Raw genomic sequence first — 13,825 nt, forward strand, 5'->3', positions numbered from 1 at the left:
TCTCTAAAATAGAGATACGATGAACGGGTGAACACTTCAGGATCCGTTGACCGCTTCGAGCGCCGCGTGACATTGCACCGGTTCATCGGCGCCAAGGACGCAGAGGCGGCCCGCCGCGCTTCCACCTATGGTGTGCGCCTGTGCACTGGACCAATTCACGGGCTGGACGCTGTCATCGAAGACGCGGGCCTTGCCGGCACACGGGCCGCGATCTACCGACATCACGGCGAACAGCCGCTGTGGTGGGTGTCGACGGATATCGTCGCAACCATCATCGCTGCGGATGAACGCAGTGCCACCGAAGCCGCGTACCTGTTGGTTTCTGTGAACGCTACAGACGCTGACGGGGACGTTTTCCGCTACGAGGTTCAGGTTCTCGGCGATACGGCCTCCCATTCCCAGCGTGCCGCTGCCTGAGCAGGTGTCCAGGGGAAGTCTGCACGACTGCCTGACGCATGGAGGATGAATGAATGGATTCACGCGGGTCCTGCACGCAGCCGAACGAGTACGAACACCAACAACAAGGAGAAATTGAAGTGTCGAAGAACATTTGGGCCACTCTCGTGTTTCTGTCGGTCGCTCTCACCTTCGCTGGCTCCAGCGTGCTGATCGGTGCCCACCTGGCGGCTCCATCGAGTCCGCCGCCGCCGGTCGGCGTCTACATCGCAGCATTCGCAAGCTCGCTGATGCTTGCAGCGCTGATCGTCGCCGCCCGGCGCTCACCAGAACGCAAGTTGAAGACTCAAGTCGACAACGCAGCGCAGCGGAAACTGGCCGAACGATAGACCGGCGAATCGTATCGGCAAAGGTATCCGCTGTCAGAGCCCACGGACACTCGAATAACCGGAAAGAGAGGAAGGCTTGATGATTGGCGAAATGACGATCGCCCTAGGAATAGCGCTGATACTGGTGGGTGCACTGAACTTGCAAGCGGGCCTGTCCGGCCGTGCGCTCAGCCTCCGCGGCGGGGTCATCGTTGGAGTTCTGACGATGTGCATCGGTGCGATCAATATCGTGTTTGGCATCGGTGGTCAAGGTCTCCACGGTGCCTGGCTCGGCGTTACGGGGGCTTTGTTGGCGTGCCAGCTATGGGTGGTGACCTCGGATGTACGCAAGTCAAACCGAACGAACGGACTGCGCGGATAAGTGTCCACAGAAGGTACGCGAGACAAGGAGATTCCCTTGAAGCAACCTCCGCTCACGCGAGTGCACGCGTTGGCGATCATGGATCCGCGCCATGACCTGTTGGTGGTTGACGGAGACAATCGGTTGACCGCTACGTCATCGTCGACGTTCCTCGGCGGCGCCAGCGGCCGTATCGTTCTCACGCGCGGAGACCTGCTCGATCACGGCGTGGCGCTGGCCGGCGATGGGCGCCGGTTCGCGGCGGGGAGTGGCCTGATCGTGGACCAGCTCCTCGATGCCATCAACGACGTCCGGTGAAGGTACGAAATAGCAGAGCCGGCAAGGAGACTGAGCACATCATGGAAACGGAGAATGCGGTTCCACTTGGTGGGCCGAGTTTGCGACGTACCACCAGCCGACCCTGACCGTCGGCGAGCACCACGCTCGAGGCGGACTGAGTATCAACTTCCGACGCGACCTCATCGCGCATGACGTCGCCGACGTAGCGGGGGCATTCGCCCAGCTTCCGGAGAACTGGAAGGTTGTGGGCGAAATTCAGGAAGTAGACCCCAATTTCCATGTCGTTCGAGTGGCTCCGACGGAAACCCCGCGGGCCGTCCGGTAACAATAACGGTGAGCATCCGACATGCCACGCCACTCCTTAACACGTTCATCTGCGATCGTCACTCGTGGGGTTCCGGGATCTGTGCGGCCGCAACGGGAGCCGGCGGTGGTGTGGCAGTCGATGGCGGCGGCATCGTCATCTGGGACGCTGCGACATCCTCGTCACCAAGGCAGGTAGCTGCGAGCTCGATCGCCACCAGTTCCCGGTATTCCGGGTATGGATCGTTCAGCCGGCCCGTGTATTGCCCCGCTGCGCTCAATGAGGCCGCGGTAAGCCGGTACCGGCTTAGGTCTACACCAGCGGTGTTGAGCGCCTGCACCTGCTGCAGTGGGGCATCAGCTGATTCGTCGTCCTCATGCAAATCCGCGGCATGGTAGGCGGCCACGAACGTGTCCCAGTCCCCCAGGCCAGCTAGCCGATACAGGAACCAAACGTGGGCGACCAACGTGCTGGTGCCGGGAGGAACGGGGTCGATGAGCGTCTGGGCGTCAGCGCGCTCCAGTGAGCCATCCTCCGCGATCGGAAGCGGCGCCAGCACCGGGCCCGCCTCGGGTGTCTGAGACATCTCACCCTCGACCGGGTCCGGTGGCGTTGTCACGTCCTGCGTATCCACCCGCATCGGTGGGATCGGAAGGCACTTGATCTTCGAATCGGCACCGGATTCGGCCAGCTCCGCCCCCGAGAGCTTGTCGCTTCCGCCCGGCTCGAACAGATCGGCCGTCTTCGTGAGCACTACCCCTGAAATCGCAACCGGAGCGGCAGCTGGAGAGGACACAGCAGCCACCAACACCAGCCCACCCATCACCGCACCCACAACCGTTGCCAGCCCGACGGCCAGCATCGCCAGCCGTCGGTATCGCAAACAGGCGTCACGCAACGCGCTGAGGGGTTGTCGGGTGTCCAGTGCCCGTCGCGCCAACGCGCGCAACGCAGGGGCGGTGATCATGATGCGCCACTTCCCGACAGGCCTGCCCCGGGCCCAGCGGCGGGAGGAAGTCCGGGGGCGGGTGCAGGTCCAGCTGCGTGGGTGTCCGCGGGGCTGGGTTTGTCGCGGCGCGGCGCGCTGGAATCCGGGAGCACCCCGTGCTGCCACGGGTTGGTACGCACCAACGTCGAGGCCCCCGCGATCACCAGTGCGACCATCGACATCTGCACCGTGGTCTGGATCGACACGTACACAGCCGGATCGGTCCACGGCAGCGCCGCGATGCGCACTGCGAACAGATTTCGGTCATAGTAGGCGGTGGCAAATCCGGACAGCACCAGCCACGACGAACCACCCGGTACCGCCGCTGCCACCACCACGATCACCAGCAGTTGGCCCAGCAACGCGTAAACCGCGGTGCGTGCCAGCATCGAGGGGGTGTTCACCTGCGCCACCGTAACGACGCGCCGCGCTCGTGGAAGGCAGTGGCGCGTGCCTAACGTTGCGCGCCATGAGGCTCAAGACCGCCCTTCTGATCCCCGCCGCTGTATCCATCGCCCTGTCAGCGGCGGTCACCGTGGCTGTCGCCGACCCCGGCAGCGAACTTCCCGAATCCGAGACCACTGACGTGCGCGTGACCCCCGCGACCGTTACCGTCACCGCTACCGTCGCTCCCGGCCAATGCGCCCCGGTGGCCGGCGGGCCACCGAACATCGCAGTGACCGATACCGCCGCGGAGCCGCAGCTTTCCGAGGGCCAAGTCGCGCCGAGCACGGCCACCGTGTCAGCCGACGGGGAGGCAGGACCCTCCGGTGCGTCCACCAGCCGCTTCGACCCCTACACCTGCGCCCCTGTCCCCGCAGCGGCCACGTCCAGCGCGACACCGGCGGCCCCCGCGCGGACGGACGCCGAAATACCCACCTACACCGCGCCGCTGGCCCCCTACCCGGGTTCCAACGGCAGCGGAGTCTCCGGTGGAGCCGATGCCGAAGCGACCTCGACGCAGGGTCCTTTAAGCGAGCCCACCACGTCCTCGACGCTGCCCGCAGCACCGGCACCGCGATGACCGCGCTATCCCCGAAGCTGCAGCAAGCCATCGACTCAGCGGTGCATGCGGATGAGGCATGGACTCAGGCGACGTTCCCCAGCGTCGAGGCGGTAGGGATCGGGGTCGATGACCCCGACGATCCGCACGTCGCGGTCGCCGTGCACGGCGGATGCATCACCTACATCGGGATCAGTGACCCGATGCTGCATGTCGACCTTGAAGTTCTCCAAGACGTTCTCAACGCCGCCATCTTCACGGCGTTTAGCAGCTGGACGGCTCAGGCGAGCGGCAAGGCCCCGAGACTTATGCAGGACTGAGACAGATCGCGGATCGGAAAGAGGAGTCCAAACACCGTGGCGTACACCTGGAGCCTGTCTCTGTACCCAACACACGAGCACCCCGACCGCGGAGCATTCATCGCCGGAACCAGCGACACACTCGACGGCGCCCGTGATCACCTCGTCCATGCCCTGGTCGCCCATACCTCGATCCCTGACCAGGAGACGGTGCGTGTCGCTGTGCAGACCTGCAGCGACTGGACCGACTTCGACGAATACGCGATCACCTGTCGGATCGAAGAGAACTGAGCCACACCAGGAAAGATGCTGTTGTGTCCCGGCTGCCAACATCAGTCCGGGCGGTGAATCCGTCTACGGTGCGGCACTTCTCGGCGTTTCACGTGGCGGGTGCGAGAGCTGTGGCGCGGCCTGCTCTTGTCGGCGCTGCGCGCTACGTTCCTGACCGGAGCGGGGACCGTCGCCCGCACCAGATAAGGAGACGCCGCCAATGTGCCGCACCGCCAAGCGCCGCTGCCCCCACAATCCACAACGGGACCGAGAACGTCGGGCCGCGATGAAGACTTACCGTGCCGACTTGGCTTCCGCAGCAGCGCAGTTCGCAGGTCCTGGTGTGCTCTCGGTCATCGCTGCCGCACCCGCCTCCGCGCTGGCACCGATCGCCACCGATCTGGGGCTGGATCCCGCCACGGTATCCTCAGTGTCCCCGTCGACGCACGTCACCCACGACATCTCCGGAACACTGCGCGGACTGGCCGGCGCCAAAGCAGCCGACGCCGGTCACGTTCCTTCCGAACACACCCTTCAGCGGGCCGCCATCCTGAACTACGAGCACTCCCGAGGGTACGAACCGCTGCACCCGCTGTTTGTCGGCGTGATCGCACCTCCTCGCGAGCTGGACGATCTGCGGACCAGCTACGCCAAGGTGCACGAGCACACCGCCAGTGACGGTCTCGGCGTCGGCAACGCTCCCCTGACCGTCTCCGAACTCGGTACTATCGAGGCTGACCGGGCGAGGCGACGTCAAGAGATCGCCGACCTGTTCGTCGCCGAGACACGGCAAGACCGCGCCGACGCCGGTGACAGCCAACAATGGTCGGAATGGCTTGCCGCCGAGCAGAACTCGATCACCACCGCCGAGACAGTGTCAAATACCGCGCCCACCCGGAAGAAAAGCACGGGGCGACAAACTGCTCCACAGATCAGTTTCCACACCGCCGACGGCTTTGAGGAGAACATCGACCCCGCGACCGCCACCCACATAGCCGCCGCGTACACGCGACTGTCCGGGAACGACGTCGATATCCGATTCTTCGCCACCCACTCCGACGCGGTCCTGGCTCATGGCGTGCACATCGGACGGTGCGACACCCCGGCTGAGGCGATCGGCGAGGTGAACTGGAAGGCCTATCTGACGCGGGCCGACGGCGACGAACGGAAAGCCCGCGAGGCTGTGGCTACCGACATCGAGACTGTGTTCTCCAGCTCTGATGTTGCAGCGTTCGCGACCCGCGCGTCGCACCGCAGGGCATTGAAAGTCTCCGAGGCCGTCGAAACCGCGGCGCGACGCTGGGAAGAAGACACCGACGCGGCGTGGAAAGTCTTCCCGTCGAGCGGTCCGATCCGGCACCAGGTCATTCTCGACGGACTGTTGCGTCCCCGGCATCTGATTGGCGACGACCCGTTCGACCTGTACGACGGTGTCGCTACCTATTCCTCCGGAGGGGTCTATCTGCCGGAGTCGAACGTGGTCGAGGCGATGGTGACCCACGTGAAAATGCTGCACCAACACCACGATCTCCGTATGCAGGCAGTGGCCGACGCGATCATCGATCGTGCCCGCGCCGCACGTGATCTTCCCACCGGCAGCTTCGCTGAGCGCATCGAGCGGCAGTGGCAGCTCGTGGAACTGGCGGACGCAGCCGAGCTGCTGACCGAGGGTTCGGACTACATCGAGGACGTGACACTGTTGACTGCGAACGATCCGAATCAGATGGAGTTGTTCGCACTGGCCGCCGCTGCATAGTCGAAACCCGTGCGGGCCAGCCACGTTGAACACACTCTGCTCGGGAGTTGCAGCGGCACGCAGCATTTCTCCTGTGTGGGTGTCCAGGTCCAGGTGCCAGACCGGCCCGCCGCCACGACTTGCACGGAGCCAATCAGACCCGCCGCCGCGCACGGTGCACGCCCGGCACTACGGACGGCGCTACAGGCGGAACTACCAAGGGTGATCCGGGTTGCGCTACGGGCGGCGATCCAGGGTTCCGGTGTATCCCGACCGCGCCGCAGACAGTCAGTAGCGTCGCTAGAACGCAGCATATTTCCCGTTGCACCCCAACGGGAAAGGCCCACGGCGATGATCACTCACGACGAATTCCGCGCCCTGTGCGCGCAGTATCAGGACCGTCCAGAGACGCGCGGCGCCTTCATCGACTACGTGCGCGGACAGTACGTCTCGCACCGAGACTTGCACTGCGCAGCAGGCGCCGTGAAGACGGCGATGCCCACTCCAGAATCTGTTGCCGATATGGACGCTGTCATCGGCTACGTCGGCCACCATTGGAAGGCGTTCGACTGAGCGCGGCAACGCTCCTGACGGACACCGACGGGTATCCCGTCCCTGCATCTTCGTCGCGGGTGACCGTTAACCCATCGCTGCATCGAGTTGCCCTGACGCGCCGCAGCGGGCCCAAGCGCCATGACCACACCAGCATGGCCACCATGACCAATTACCGAGTGGCATACGTGCTCAGCGGCGGGGAGCCCGTGGCGGTTTTCCTCGACTCCGCCTCCGACTGCAACCCCGGCAACCTTATGACCTACATGCGAGTTGGCGAGCACGACGAGGGTTCGATCGAGTGGGTGCGCGAGCAGCCGCCGGCCGTCGAGTACCAGTACCGCGACCTGCATGCCTACCTCGCCCGCCGTTACGCCGATCCGCCACAAGGGGGCTCGCTGGCGCTGGTGATCGACCAGACCGGTCTGCCCCGGTAAACGCAGAGGCATGCCAGCGCACCACAACCCGCTCCAGCGGGGCGCGCCGCTGCCTCCCCCTTCTCCGGGCAACACCTACCGTCACCGCTCATGAAGCTCACCCGCACTTTCGCCAGCGCTGCCGCCCTCGTTGGCGCCGCCGCGGTGTTCACCGCGTCAGCGGCTCAGGCTGACCCGGCCGACTCTGATTCCCCGGTCTCGGGCGGGGTCATCGCCGCACAGGAACCGTTTTCAGTCATCTCGGTCGCAGACCTCCCTCTGCCGGCCGCCGGCTGGCAACCGGTACTGGGTCATGACCGCACCAGCGGCGTACTGCCTGGCCTAGCGTCCTGCTCTGTCGACGGGATCCCCGCTGAAACCGATCTCGATCGCCGCGCAGCGGCGACCAGCCCAGTGTTCGTCGCTGATCTGCGACCCAGCAACTCAGAGGGAACCGAAGGGTGGGCCGGCACGGTCTCCGGTGCCGGCTATAACGGCATCAACGCCTCCAGCTACGCGCTGGCTTCCTATCGCCGCTACCTGGACACCTGCCGCACCGCGCCCGACCAGACCACCGGCTACCGCAACGCCGCGGTGGGCACCTCGGTGCTGGACCCGACGCAGGCACACGCACTCCTCGAGACCACTGACAGATGGGTGGAAGTGTTCGCCGTGGCCACGAACGATGGCCTGCTGGAAGCGACGTTCACCCGGCCCAAGGACGGTCCAGTTTCGTTCGGGTACAACCCCGCCACTGTGTTCAGCGCACTCAAGATGGCCGATCTTGGCGCTCTGGCACGCCGAGCGTAAGGGTCTGATTTTGACCGCTGATTCGGGAGTCGTTTGATCACGAATTTCGGAGTCGGTGTTGTCGTGTCAAAGTCGGTGACTGTGAATTCGGGAGTCACCCGCCGTGCACCTGTCTCTGATGGGCTATGGAGGTGCGGCCTTCGGGGTCGAAGGTGGAGCTGTACGCGGCGATCCGCCGGGATGCTCACGCTGGGAAGTCGGCGCGGGCGATTCAGCGTGAGTACCGGGTGTCCTGGACGACGGTGCAGAAGGCGTTGGGGTCGGCGTGGCCTTCGGAACGAAGGCGTTATCCGAATCGGGGCAGCAAGATCGATGATTACCGCGAGGTCATTGACGGTTGGCTGCGTACTGATCTGACGGCGCCGCGCAAACAACGCCATACCGCCAAGCGGGTTTTCGATCGCCTGCGCGAGGAGCATCAGGCCGAGGTGTCGTATTCGCGGGTGCGGGCGTATGTGTCGGTGCGTCGCGGGGAGATCTTGGCCGAGTCTGGTCGTGCCGCTGTCGAGGTGTTCGTGCCGCAGTCGCATCGGCCCGGCGAGGAAGCCGAGGTCGACTTCGGGGACGTGGTGATCGAGCTGCGTGGTCAGCCGGTGACGTGCACGTTGTTCTCGTTGCGTTTGTCGTTCTCCGGCCGCGCGGTGCATCGGGTGTTCCTATCGGCCGGGCAGGAAGCGTTCTTGGAGGGCCACGTGCACGCCTTCGAGGTTCTCGGCGGGGTTCCGTTTGGCCGGATCCGTTACGACAACCTCAAATCAGCAGTCTCAGCGGTGCTGGGTTTGTCGCGGCATCGGGTGGAAAACGATCGCTGGGTGGCGTTTCGGTCGCACTACTCGGTACAGGCTTTCTATTGCCAACCTGGCATCCAGGGGGCTCATGAGAAGGGTGGGGTGGAAGGCCAGATCGGTTGGTTTCGGCGCAACCACTTCGTGCCGGTCCCTCAGATCGAATCGATCGCCGAACTCAATGCCATGATCGACAAATGGGACGCCGATGACCTCGATCGGCGTATCGGTTCGCGGGTCCGCACCGTCGGTGAGCTGTTCGCTATCGAGGCGCCGCTGTTGGTGCCGCTGCCGGAGGCTGCGTTCGAAACCGGGCTCTGGTTCAACTTGCGCGTGGATCGGCACAGTCACCTATTGACTGAACTAATTCCGACGTTCCGGCATGTCAGCGCCGTGATCGACAGACAGCGGTCCTACCGTCGGTGCCATGTTCGACGACTTCGAGAACGTGCGCGATCTGTCGGTGTTGGAGGTGCCGGCGGTGGGGTCGCTGTCGGCGACGGGATCGAAGTGGGATCCGTATCGGTTGCTCGACCCACAGGGCCGGCCGGTCGGGGCGGTCGCTGCGTACTTCAGCGATCTGCTCGCGGCTGGGCGTAGCGAGGCCACGGTCCGCTCGTACGGGATGGACCTGCTGCGCTGGTTCCGGTTTCTGTGGGCGGTCGAGGTGGCGTGGGACGGTGCGACGCGTTTGGAGGCTCGCGATTTCTGCCGATGGCTTGCGATCACGAACCGCGCGAAAGGTTCTGGTCGGGCGGTGCCCTATTCGGTGTCGGTGCGGGTGCACAGCGAAACGGTTCTGCGCTGTTTCTATGATTTCCACCGCGACGTCGGTACCGGGCCGATGGTGAATCCGTTTCCGCTGGACCGGTCGCGGCGCGGTGGCCGGGCGCACGCGCATCACAACCCGATGGAGCCGTATCGCAACGAGCGAGCAGGCTTGTATCGGCCTCGGGCGATCAGACGGATCCCGCGCAATATCCCGGATGCGGAGTTCAACCAGATCTTCGCGCGGCTGCTCTCGAACCGAGACCGGGCGATGGTGGCGTTTTACGTCTCCACCGGGGCGCGGGCCTCGGAGCTGCTGACCGTGACGCAGGGCGGTGTCGATCCTGGGCGGCAGTTGATCACGGTGGTGCGCAAGGGTTCTCGTGAGATGCAGGAGCTGCCGGCGTCGTCGGACGCGTTCGTGTGGCTGCGGTTGTATCAGGTGGAGATGGAGGGTCAAATCCCGCGCGGACGAACCAGACCGTTGTGGTGGACGCGGCGCAAGCCGTTTCGGCCGTTGACCTATCACGCAGCGCACCGCATGTTCGAGCGGGTGAGCGCCGACGCCGGCGCCAGCGCGACGCTGCATGCGCTGCGGCATACGGCGGCCTACCGGATGGCCCAGGATCCGGCGATGCCGCTCACCGACGTGCAGTTCGTGCTCGGGCATGCGCAGCTGACCACCACGCAGATCTATCTGACCCCGCGCAAGGAGGATGTGATCGAACGCGTGCTCGCCCACCACGCCGAACAGACCCGCAAGGCCGCCGAGCAGGGCCCGCCGCCGGCGGCGGGCTATCGACCCGAGACGCTGGATGTGCTGTTCGCTCGGAGTCGGCGCTCATGACCATCGCCGAGACCATTCTGGCGTCAAGGACTGCCAACCGTGTCGATGCCGAGCCGCTTGAGCCCGCTCTCACGCATCCTGATTGGCGAACCCGTTATCCGGCCCGTGCGGTGCAGACGCGCTGGGCGGCCACCTGCGGCGATCGTGTCGAGGCGGATGGGGTTATCGCCGCCGCGACGGCTGAGTTGTCCACGCAGCGGGTGCGGAACGCCCGCCGTTGGGGCGTGCCAATGCTGCTGGACTGGCTCGCCGACCAACCCGGTGAAACCTGGCAGCTGCGGTGGATGGCCAGCGGCGCCGACGCCCAAGGCTCGGAATGGGCGCAGCATCCCGAGCAGTGGCTTCGTCGCCAGGGGAAGTACTCCGAGAACCGGTTGGAGTTGATGACCAGCTCGCTGCTGGTGGTGGTCGGCGCAGACGTGCTGCGACCGTCCCTGGAGTGGCTGTTGACCGGCGGGAAGAAGCGCAAGCTGGTTCGCAATATGGTCTACGGCCGCGACGGCGCGGGATTCGACCGGCTGCGGCGATTGTGCGAGCAGGATCCGGCGATCAGATCGGACGCGTTGGGCGACATCCTGTTTCGCTGCGCGGTGATCGTCGCTGCCAAGGGCGGCACGCTGGCAGACATCACCGTTGGTGATGTGCTGGAGATCCGTCGAATACGTGGTGCGGGGCCGTACGGATTCGGCGTCGGCGACTTTTCGAATGCTGCGTGAGGCAGGCGTGTTCGGCGCCGATACGCCGTCGTTGCAGGAGATCCGTAGCCTCGGGCAGCGTTCAGTCGCCCAGCTCGTCGACCGTTATCCGATCGCGTGCCGACCGATCCGTGACCTGCTCGTCGCCTATCTAGCCGATCGGCAACCGGCAGTCGACTACAACACGTTGGTCGGCCTGGCGTATCACCTGGTTCGGTGTTTCTGGTCAGACCTCGAGCAATATCACCCCGACATCGATTCGCTGCGGTTGCCGCGTGAGGTCGCCGGCGCGTGGAAGCGGCGCCTGCGCACCAAGACCACCACCGTGATCCGCGACGGCGAACGTGTCGAGGTGGAGTCCGAACGGCTCGGCTACCTCGACACGCTGGCCACCGTGCGGGCGTTCTACCTGGACCTGGCTGAATGGGGACTTGAAGACCCGGTCCGGTGGGGTGTGTGGGTGGCGCCGTGCCCGATCAGCCAGGAAGATCTCGTCCGGAAGAAGTTCGTTCGGCGTCGTAAAGCGCGCATGGACAGCCGCACCCGCGAGCGGCTGCCGGTGCTGCCTGTCCTGGTCGAAGCGGTCGACCGGTGGAGGCGCGAGTCACGGCAGTTTCTGGACGCCGGGCAACAGATCCGGCCAGGGAAGCAGTTCACCGCCGTCGGAAAGATCCTTACCAGGATCGAGCGCCCGAGTGCGGCGGCGGACAACGTTTGGGTGCGCCATCCAGAAACTGGCAGGCCATGGCTGCTCAATCGTGACGAGGAGCACGCCTTTTGGGCGTGGTCAGTAATCGAGCTGCTTCGTCATACCGGGGTCCGGGTGGAGGAACTGCTTGAACTGAGCCATCACAGCCTGATCCAGTATCGGCTGCCGAACACCAACGAGCTGGTGCCGCTGCTGCAGGTCGCCCCGTCAAAGACAGACACCGAACGCCTGCTCGTGGTCAGCCCGGAACTTGCCGATGTGCTCAGCGCGGTCATCTGCCGCATCCGGGGCGCCGACGGAACGGTCCCGCTCGTCCGCGCCCGCGACAGCCACGAATTGGTGTGGTTGCCGCCGTCTCCGCTGCTGTTCCAACGGCGGAGCAGAGCTGAAAATCGCTCGCTCGGAGGCAGTTTCGTAGCTCAGCTGCTTGACGAAGCGCTGGCCCACACCGGGCTGACCGACCCTGCTGGCGAGCCGCTGCACTTCACCGCACACGACTTCCGTCGCATGTTCATCACCGACGCCGTGCTCAACGGTCTCCCGCCGCATATCGCTCAAGTCATCGCCGGACACCGCGACATCGGCGTCACCATGGGTTACAAGGCCGTCTACCCTGACGAGGCGATCACCGCCCACCTCGCCTTCATCGCCCGCCGACGCAAGCTCCGGCCGACCGAGGAATACCGCCAGCCCACCGACGAGGAATGGCAGCAGTTCCTTGGCCACTTCGAGCGCCGCAAGGTCTCCGTTGGCACCTGCGGACGCGCTTTCGGCACACCCTGTATCCACGAGCACGCTTGCGTGAGATGCGCACTCCTATGGCCGGACCCACAGCAACGACCGCGGCTCCAGGAGATCCGGGACAACCTCGCGGCCCGCATCGCCGAAGCCGAACGCGAAGGCTGGCTGGGCGAGGTCGAGGGACTCCAGGTCAGCCTCGCCGGCGCTGAGGACAAACTCGCCCAGATCGAAAGACGCTGCAGGACAACCACTGACATCGCTGCCACCGGCCTCGGCATCCCACGCTTCCGACAAGCATAGAACAGTATTCAAACAACTGTTCGGTTCAGAGAACAGATCACGGTGCGCACCAATCGGTATTCGGTGCCGGTGCGGTTAGCTGTCGTGACCTGTGAGGTTGTTGACGGCGTGCCTGCTTGAAACTGGGAGGACCTCCTGACGGAGTGGATGTGTCTGGCATTCACCCGTAGGAGGTCCTCGTGTCTCACGCTAACGCTCGTACCAACGTGTTCGCTCGTCGCCTGATCGTTGAGCGTGTTGCAGCCGGTTGGCCGCCGGCGCATGTCGCTGAACAACTGGGCATTTCGAGAGCGACGGTCTACAAGTGGCTGCGCCGGTATGCCGAGGGCGGCGACGCAGCGTTGGCCGACCGATCCTCGCGCCCGGTCCGAATGCCCCGGCGCACCAGCCATCGGGTCGAGCAGAAAGTGCTCAACGCCCGACGCCGCCTCAAGCGCGGCGCTGTCGTCCTGGCTGGTGAACTCGGCTTGAATCCGTCCACGGTCGGACGGATCCTGGCCCGCCACCAGGTGCCGCACCTGTCTGCCATCGATCCGATCACCGGCGAGTCCGTGCGCTGCTCGCGGCGCAGCCCCAATCGCTACGAACACCGCACCCCGGGCTCACTGGTCCATGTCGACGTCAAAAAGCTCGGCCGTATCCCCAAGGGAGGCGGGTGGCGCCTGCACGGCCGCGACGCCGCGGTATCGGTGGCCCACCGGCACAAGAAGATCAACATTGGCTACGACTACGTCCACACCGCTATCGATGACCGCACCCGCCTGGCCTACAGCGAAGTGCTACCCGACGAGAAAGATATGACCTGCGCGGAATTCCTGCACCGAGCGTTGGCCTGGTTCGCCACTCACGGCGTGCGCGTGCGACGGCTGCTCACCGACAACGCGTTGGTCTACCGGCGCGGCACCAACTGGGGTTGGGTCTGCTCAGCGTGGCAGCTCAAACGCCGATTCATCAAACCCGGCCGGCCCTGGACCAACGGCAAAGCAGAACGCTTCAACCGAACCTTGCTCACCGAGTGGGCCTACGCCCGCCCTTGGACCTCAAACAGCTTGCGCACACGAGGTCTTGACCGATTCCTGCACCGCTACAACACTCAACGAGGCCACTCCGCACTCGGCGGACAACCACCCATCAGCCGGCTCGCCGCCTGACAACAACGTGTCAGGTCACGACAGTTA

18 protein-coding genes are annotated in these 13,825 nt (G+C 64.9%); 16 read left to right on the top strand and 2 right to left on the bottom strand.

Annotation, left to right across the window (positions count from 1 at the left end):
• The first annotated feature begins 27 nt into the window (after positions 1 to 27).
• The 4 genes from BTO20_RS20510 to BTO20_RS20525 all read left to right on the top strand — a co-directional run bounded on the left by BTO20_RS20510 (position 28) and on the right by BTO20_RS20525 (position 1,443).
• A complete protein-coding gene (locus tag BTO20_RS20510; protein WP_131721850.1) occupies positions 28 to 417 on the top strand; it encodes a hypothetical protein in 390 nt (129 codons plus the stop codon).
• Between the two features lie 53 nt (positions 418 to 470).
• Positions 471 to 785, top strand: a complete 315-nt coding sequence (locus tag BTO20_RS20515; RefSeq protein WP_131721851.1) for a hypothetical protein — start codon at positions 471 to 473, stop codon at positions 783 to 785.
• Positions 786 to 864: 79 nt separating this feature from the next.
• Positions 865 to 1,146, top strand: a complete 282-nt coding sequence (locus BTO20_RS20520) for a hypothetical protein (RefSeq protein ID WP_087078041.1) — start codon at positions 865 to 867, stop codon at positions 1,144 to 1,146.
• Positions 1,147 to 1,182: 36 nt separating this feature from the next.
• On the top strand, positions 1,183 to 1,443 hold the full coding sequence (locus BTO20_RS20525) for a hypothetical protein (protein WP_131721852.1): 261 nt from the start codon (positions 1,183 to 1,185) through the stop codon (positions 1,441 to 1,443).
• Positions 1,444 to 1,808: 365 nt separating this feature from the next.
• Here the strand turns inward: BTO20_RS20525 and BTO20_RS20530 are convergent, their stop codons facing one another.
• Positions 1,809 to 2,696: a hypothetical protein gene (locus tag BTO20_RS20530; protein WP_052773199.1), complete on the bottom strand. Its 888-nt coding sequence runs from the start codon at positions 2,694 to 2,696 to the stop codon at positions 1,809 to 1,811.
• Positions 2,693 to 3,121, bottom strand: a complete 429-nt coding sequence (locus BTO20_RS20535; protein WP_047036854.1) for a hypothetical protein — start codon at positions 3,119 to 3,121, stop codon at positions 2,693 to 2,695. Before BTO20_RS20535 ends, BTO20_RS20530 begins: the two co-directional genes overlap by 4 nt.
• 65 nt (positions 3,122 to 3,186) lie before the next feature.
• On the opposite strand from BTO20_RS20535, the gene BTO20_RS20540 reads away from it, so the two are divergent.
• From BTO20_RS20540 to BTO20_RS20585, 12 genes are all read left to right on the top strand, one after another.
• The gene (locus tag BTO20_RS20540; protein ID WP_232490790.1) at positions 3,187 to 3,741 is read left to right on the top strand and encodes a hypothetical protein; all 555 of its coding nucleotides are present in this window, start codon (positions 3,187 to 3,189) and stop codon (positions 3,739 to 3,741) included.
• Positions 3,738 to 4,040, top strand: coding sequence for a hypothetical protein (locus tag BTO20_RS20545; RefSeq protein WP_047036706.1), 303 nt, complete (start codon positions 3,738 to 3,740; stop codon positions 4,038 to 4,040). The genes BTO20_RS20540 and BTO20_RS20545 overlap by 4 nt, the downstream gene beginning before the upstream one ends.
• Positions 4,041 to 4,076: 36 nt before the next feature.
• On the top strand, positions 4,077 to 4,310 hold the full coding sequence (locus BTO20_RS20550) for a hypothetical protein (protein ID WP_047036707.1): 234 nt from the start codon (positions 4,077 to 4,079) through the stop codon (positions 4,308 to 4,310).
• 286 nt (positions 4,311 to 4,596) lie between these two features.
• A complete protein-coding gene (locus tag BTO20_RS20555) occupies positions 4,597 to 6,045 on the top strand; it encodes a hypothetical protein (protein ID WP_131721853.1) in 1,449 nt (482 codons plus the stop codon).
• 330 nt (positions 6,046 to 6,375) lie between these two features.
• Positions 6,376 to 6,597: a hypothetical protein gene (locus BTO20_RS20560; protein WP_019346161.1), complete on the top strand. Its 222-nt coding sequence runs from the start codon at positions 6,376 to 6,378 to the stop codon at positions 6,595 to 6,597.
• Positions 6,598 to 6,740: 143 nt separating this feature from the next.
• Positions 6,741 to 7,013, top strand: coding sequence for a hypothetical protein (locus BTO20_RS20565; protein ID WP_157680283.1), 273 nt, complete (start codon positions 6,741 to 6,743; stop codon positions 7,011 to 7,013).
• A 90-nt stretch (positions 7,014 to 7,103) separates the two neighbouring features.
• Positions 7,104 to 7,802 (top strand): hypothetical protein, encoded by a 699-nt coding sequence (locus BTO20_RS20570; RefSeq protein WP_087078043.1) that lies wholly within the window; start codon positions 7,104 to 7,106, stop codon positions 7,800 to 7,802.
• A gap of 125 nt (positions 7,803 to 7,927) precedes the next feature.
• Positions 7,928 to 9,187, top strand: a complete 1,260-nt coding sequence (gene istA, locus BTO20_RS40610; RefSeq protein ID WP_157680284.1) for an IS21 family transposase — start codon at positions 7,928 to 7,930, stop codon at positions 9,185 to 9,187.
• Complete coding sequence (locus tag BTO20_RS20575) at positions 9,069 to 10,202, top strand: tyrosine-type recombinase/integrase (RefSeq protein WP_232491250.1); 1,134 nt, start codon at positions 9,069 to 9,071, stop codon at positions 10,200 to 10,202. Before istA ends, BTO20_RS20575 begins: the two co-directional genes overlap by 119 nt.
• Positions 10,199 to 10,918, top strand: a complete 720-nt coding sequence (locus BTO20_RS40615) for a hypothetical protein (RefSeq protein WP_232490791.1) — start codon at positions 10,199 to 10,201, stop codon at positions 10,916 to 10,918. Before BTO20_RS20575 ends, BTO20_RS40615 begins: the two co-directional genes overlap by 4 nt.
• Positions 10,908 to 12,647: a site-specific integrase gene (locus BTO20_RS20580; protein ID WP_232490792.1), complete on the top strand. Its 1,740-nt coding sequence runs from the start codon at positions 10,908 to 10,910 to the stop codon at positions 12,645 to 12,647. The genes BTO20_RS40615 and BTO20_RS20580 overlap by 11 nt, the downstream gene beginning before the upstream one ends.
• 179 nt (positions 12,648 to 12,826) lie before the next feature.
• Positions 12,827 to 13,798, top strand: coding sequence for an IS481 family transposase (locus tag BTO20_RS20585; RefSeq protein WP_087078045.1), 972 nt, complete (start codon positions 12,827 to 12,829; stop codon positions 13,796 to 13,798).
• The last annotated feature ends 27 nt before the right edge of the window (positions 13,799 to 13,825 follow it).

This window comes from Mycobacterium dioxanotrophicus, from assembly GCF_002157835.1.
Classification (GTDB): Bacteria; Actinomycetota; Actinomycetes; order Mycobacteriales; family Mycobacteriaceae; genus Mycobacterium; species Mycobacterium dioxanotrophicus.

Excerpts from the sequence above, each read along its gene's own strand:
- BTO20_RS20515 (WP_131721851.1), top strand. The coding sequence starts at position 471 with ATGGATTCACGCGGGTCCTGCACGCAGCCGAACGAGTACGAACACCAA.
- BTO20_RS20520 (WP_087078041.1), top strand. The coding sequence starts at position 865 with ATGATTGGCGAAATGACGATCGCCCTAGGAATAGCGCTGATACTGGTG.
- BTO20_RS20530 (WP_052773199.1), bottom strand. The coding sequence starts at position 2,696 with ATGATCACCGCCCCTGCGTTGCGCGCGTTGGCGCGACGGGCACTGGAC.
- BTO20_RS20540 (WP_232490790.1), top strand. The coding sequence starts at position 3,187 with ATGAGGCTCAAGACCGCCCTTCTGATCCCCGCCGCTGTATCCATCGCC.
- BTO20_RS20545 (WP_047036706.1), top strand. The coding sequence starts at position 3,738 with ATGACCGCGCTATCCCCGAAGCTGCAGCAAGCCATCGACTCAGCGGTG.
- BTO20_RS20560 (WP_019346161.1), top strand. The coding sequence starts at position 6,376 with ATGATCACTCACGACGAATTCCGCGCCCTGTGCGCGCAGTATCAGGAC.
- BTO20_RS20565 (WP_157680283.1), top strand. The coding sequence starts at position 6,741 with ATGACCAATTACCGAGTGGCATACGTGCTCAGCGGCGGGGAGCCCGTG.
- BTO20_RS20570 (WP_087078043.1), top strand. The coding sequence starts at position 7,104 with ATGAAGCTCACCCGCACTTTCGCCAGCGCTGCCGCCCTCGTTGGCGCC.
- istA (WP_157680284.1), top strand. The coding sequence starts at position 7,928 with ATGGAGGTGCGGCCTTCGGGGTCGAAGGTGGAGCTGTACGCGGCGATC.
- BTO20_RS40615 (WP_232490791.1), top strand. The coding sequence starts at position 10,199 with ATGACCATCGCCGAGACCATTCTGGCGTCAAGGACTGCCAACCGTGTC.
- BTO20_RS20580 (WP_232490792.1), top strand. The coding sequence starts at position 10,908 with ATGCTGCGTGAGGCAGGCGTGTTCGGCGCCGATACGCCGTCGTTGCAG.